Source organism: Gluconobacter sp. P1D12_c, from assembly GCF_018812105.1.
GTDB lineage: Bacteria > Pseudomonadota > Alphaproteobacteria > Acetobacterales > Acetobacteraceae > Gluconobacter > Gluconobacter oxydans_A.
This window is the reverse complement of sequence record NZ_JACSIQ010000659.1, coordinates 1-401: the sequence shown is the minus strand read 5'-3', so window position 1 is coordinate 401 and position 401 is coordinate 1. Positions and strand designations below refer to the sequence as shown.

At 47.6% G+C, this 401-nt stretch carries 1 protein-coding gene; it reads right to left on the bottom strand.

Annotated elements, in window-relative coordinates; all coding sequences use genetic code 11:
• Window positions 1–401, bottom strand: a 401-nt coding sequence (locus KP705_RS18625) for a hypothetical protein (RefSeq protein ID WP_215765384.1), incomplete at both ends; no start/stop codon positions are given.

Sequence of the window (401 nt, the reverse complement as noted above, 5' to 3'; positions counted from 1 at the left end):
GGGTCTTGTAGACGCTCTATGTCGAGAACCTTTGACAGCATCCCATCTTCTAAGACGCTACCCCCACCTCTACCCATGTGAGATATCGTGTAAGTGTCAAGCATATATGCTTTTGCGGAATCATCCACCGCATTGATATCCCTGTTGCCAAGCTCCCACGAACCACGCAACGCAAACAGATTACGCCCCGTTAGAGCATCGCATCCAATTTTTTGGAGTTTTTCGATAACCTGCTGATGGTGTCGCTTAGAGACAACTTCAATGAGTTCGAGAGCCTTTTTGCCGAGTTCAGTGTCAGGCGTCTGCGTATAATTCTGGACCATAAGACAGGGTTCAGAGACGTTATAGAAAGCATGATGCGGGAGCATCAGCCCAACAATCTTATTCTCCATCTGCTCGAA